Annotated in this window: 5 protein-coding genes and 1 pseudogene; 2 read left to right on the forward strand and 4 right to left on the reverse strand. The window is 67.4% G+C overall.

Annotation, left to right across the window (positions count from 1 at the left end; translation table 11 throughout):
- A pseudogene (locus WA965_RS07975) lies at positions 1-244 on the forward strand (hypothetical protein); the annotation flags it as partial.
- On the opposite strand, the gene WA965_RS07980 reads toward WA965_RS07975, so the two are convergent.
- The 3 genes from WA965_RS07980 to WA965_RS07990 form a co-directional block, all read right to left on the reverse strand.
- On the reverse strand, positions 239-1,000 hold the full coding sequence (locus WA965_RS07980) for a class I SAM-dependent methyltransferase (RefSeq protein WP_526299710.1): 762 nt from the start codon (positions 998-1,000) through the stop codon (positions 239-241). The pseudogene WA965_RS07975 and the gene WA965_RS07980 sit on opposite strands and share 6 nt — an antisense overlap.
- Positions 1,001-1,055: 55 nt before the next feature.
- Entirely contained in the window at positions 1,056-1,646 is a 591-nt protein-coding gene (locus WA965_RS07985; RefSeq protein WP_526299708.1) for a hypothetical protein, read from the reverse strand.
- A 118-nt stretch (positions 1,647-1,764) separates the two neighbouring features.
- Complete coding sequence (locus WA965_RS07990; RefSeq protein ID WP_526299728.1) at positions 1,765-2,442, reverse strand: guanylate cyclase; 678 nt, start codon at positions 2,440-2,442, stop codon at positions 1,765-1,767.
- Positions 2,443-2,483: 41 nt separating this feature from the next.
- Between WA965_RS07990 and WA965_RS07995 the strand changes: the two genes are divergently transcribed.
- Positions 2,484-2,648, forward strand: coding sequence for a hypothetical protein (locus tag WA965_RS07995; RefSeq protein WP_526299706.1), 165 nt, complete (start codon positions 2,484-2,486; stop codon positions 2,646-2,648).
- A 22-nt stretch (positions 2,649-2,670) separates the two neighbouring features.
- Here the strand turns inward: WA965_RS07995 and WA965_RS08000 are convergent.
- The coding region (locus WA965_RS08000; RefSeq protein WP_526447336.1) for an HNH endonuclease signature motif containing protein at positions 2,671-3,200 on the reverse strand (530 nt) is incomplete at its 5' end.

Consider the following 3,200-nt stretch of genomic DNA (forward strand, 5'->3'; position numbering starts at 1 on the left):
GTCACCGGCTGAGTGCGGGCCACCGGCGGAGCCCGCCACCAGCGTGGCCTGTCTGCAGATGCAGGGTGGTGACGGGGTCTCGCGCTGCTACCCGAGTGACGCCTCGGGGACCGCGCAGGTTTTCCTCGACCCCTACGTCGCCGGTGCCACTTATGTGGCGACGGGCAGAGGCTGCGGCGCCTGGATCGGACAGCCTCCGGCGCCGGATTGCCAACCGATGGGGCCCGTTTCCGCGACGTTATGACCGGCGCAGAATGGCTCTCAACTGGTAGAAGGCGAGCAGGCCCGCGCGGCCTGCGACGTCGGCATAACGATTGACCACCTCGTCGACGAACGTCGCCGCCAGATCGGTTCCCAGCCGGGACGTCCAATCGCCGAAGCCTACGGCGCACCATTGCGCGAAGGCGTCGCGCGAGCCGAAATCCCACGACTGGTCGACCACTGCGCTCTCGAGAACGTCCAGCCCCTCAGCGTTCGTGATGGCGGCGAACGACTCCGGCAGCGGATGAACGAAGGGCGCGACGAAGCCGGCGAACCCTTCGGCCCACCGGGCATCCTGGGACACGTCCATCGCGACGTCCTCGACGCTGGGACGCGAGCCGCCGCAGACGAACGTCACCAGAGCCCGGCCGCCGGGGCGCAACGCCGAGGCGATGCACCGATAGGCCCGGTGCTGATCGCGGACCCAGTGCAGCGCATTGAACGACGTCACGACGTCGAACTCGGCGTCGTAGGTCAGCGTGGTCACCTCGCCGAGCTGGAACGTGGCCGACGTCGCACGGCGTTGGGCGGCCTCGATCATCCGCGGGCTCGGGTCGATGCCCACGATCATGCCGCGGGGGAGTCGGTCGGCGATCTGCGCGGTGACATATCCGTCGCCGCAGCCGATGTCGAGGACGCGCTCGCCGCCGTCGAGCGTGAGCAGTGACAGCGATTCGGCAGCCATCATCCGCTGCAGTTCGCTCACCACGCCGTACTGAGCGCCATCCCAATCCGCCACACGATCATCTTCACCCGGACGCGGTGAAACCGGAAGGTGCGCGGGGCGCCGCTGATCAACCCGCGCGGTACTCCACGACCGCATCACGGCTCAGCAGGTCTTCGCCCGTGATGACCACCAACTCGGTCGCAGACAGCCGGTAGGTGGTGTTGTCGTTGCGTGCCTCAAAGCCTGTCGGTATCACGCGTACATCGTCCAATTGCAGAGATGCGCCGTCGTCCAGTCGCATTCCCGAGTACTCGTAGGCTCCGTCGGCCCCGCGGCAGACCACCATCGCCGACCGTTCCGTGCGGGCGATCGCGACGGCCTCCTGCAGTTCGTCGCAGCGCGCGCTGGTGTCGACGAAGCCGCGATCGTCGATGGCGAGCACGGCGGGCTCAGGTTCCGGTTGCGGCTGCGGCTGCGGCTGCGGCGCGACCGTGGTGGTGGGCAACACCGGTGCGGCCACCCACGGAGACGCGGTATTCGGTTGAGCAGGAATGGATTGCATCTGCGCAGGCTCCCCAGCGGGGGAGTGCAGCATGATGTACACGACGGCAAGCGTTGCGATCGACGCCACCACGATGGAGATCGCTGACGCCTTCGAGCTGAGCAGGCCGTGAGAGGGAGCGTCGGGAGTGGGAGCGGGCTCGGTCGCTGTGGGCATGCCTGCGCTCCCTTGTTGCGTTGCCGAAAGAGTTCTCTGTCGAACAGCAAACCACCTCAGCCTCGAGCGCTGCGCCATCTCGGTCGGCGTTTCGCCCACCGAGATGGCGGACACAGTGTCAGGGGAGGACCGAGATCTCCTCACCCAGTCGGTACCCGGCCGTCAGCGGCAAGGTATCGCCGCTCCAGAATGAGCCTGGATCAAACCAATTGGAGTGTTTCTCGGTCTCGAGCAGTCCCATCTCCTCGTAGGTGATGGCGACCGTCTCGGCGCAGTAGGCGGTTTGTAACCCGGCGCTGAACTTCTCCGCCTTCCGCTGTTCCACGGACTGGCGAACCTTTCTGTGCAGGAACGGGATTCCGCGGGTGAAGTCGGCGGTGTTGGGAAGCCGGCCACGCATCCAGCGGCCGGTCAGTCGCGCCGTCGTCGGGAACGGCGTGCCGTCCATCCGGGCGATGACCCGCAGCATCCGGTCTTCCTGCTCACGGCTGGCATAGGGGGTGAGCTGACGCAGCCAGCAACGCTGATCGTAGGTCTCGGTCCAGCGCTCCACGGCTTGACGCAGATCGTTGAGCTGCACCCCACGATGATTGGTCCCCGTCCACATGTCGACCAGTTTGTCGCCGAGTTCGGCATGCCAGATCAGCGGCGGCAGGTCGTCGATCGCGACGGTCATCCCGACGTGGTTGACGGGGCTGTTCGTCATCGATTGGATGGCCCGATCCGGCCCGGAGTGCCCGCGGAACAACCAGATGTCGCCGGTGCGAGTCTCGTCGAGCGCGCGCTGCAGCGACACCGTGCTTGGTTTCACGCCCAGAGTTTAGGCAGACTCGACGCATGCGTGGAATCTGGAAGTGGGTCGGGCTGGCCAGTGTCGCCGGCGTCGTCGCAGGCGGGGTGCTGGTCGCACGCGATCAGCGGCGTCGCAATGCCTACACTCCGGACGACATCCGCGCCCGGCTGCATCAGCGGCTCGCCGAAGCAGAAGCCAGGGCCGACTAGGCCGATTGACTAACTCGCCTTGTCAGTCGCTGGCGGGCGGCGGTTCGGGTTGGTAGGGGTGGTACCACTTCCATTGGGCGCGTTCGCCGGTGGGTCCGGGGTAGGGAGCTACTGCGGGTGGTGGTGTGGTGGGTGGTCGGGCCAGGGATCGGTTGGTCAGTGGTTGGCCGGTGTGGTCGGTGACGACCAGCCGATCGGCGGGTCCGGTGATGGCGATCAGGCCGCGGTGGTGGGCGCGGTGATGGTACGGGCAGACCAGGGCCAGGTTGCACAGCTCGGTGGGGCCGCCGTCTTCCCAGTGCTGCAGGTGGTGGGCGTGTAGTCCGCGGGTGGCGCCGCAGCCGGGGACCACACAGCAGCGGTCGCGGTGTTCCAGGGCGCGGCGCAGCCGGCGGTTCACCGTTCGGGTGGCCCGTCCGGCACCGATGACCTGGCCGTGGCGTTGGAACCACACTTCGCAGGTCGCATCACAGAGCAGGACTCGGCGGTCCTCCTCAGACAGCAGCGGCCCCAGGTGCAGGGCGGCGACGTGGGAAGCGGCGTCGACGTGGA

This window comes from Mycobacterium sp. (assembly GCF_049683935.1).
Taxonomy (GTDB): Bacteria; Actinomycetota; Actinomycetes; order Mycobacteriales; family Mycobacteriaceae; genus Mycobacterium.

Bases quoted from the DNA above. Each gene is read 5' to 3' on its own strand.
- WA965_RS07995 (WP_526299706.1), top strand. From the start codon at position 2,484: ATGCGTGGAATCTGGAAGTGGGTCGGGCTGGCCAGTGTCGCCGGCGTC.
- WA965_RS07985 (WP_526299708.1), bottom strand. From the start codon at position 1,646: ATGCCCACAGCGACCGAGCCCGCTCCCACTCCCGACGCTCCCTCTCAC.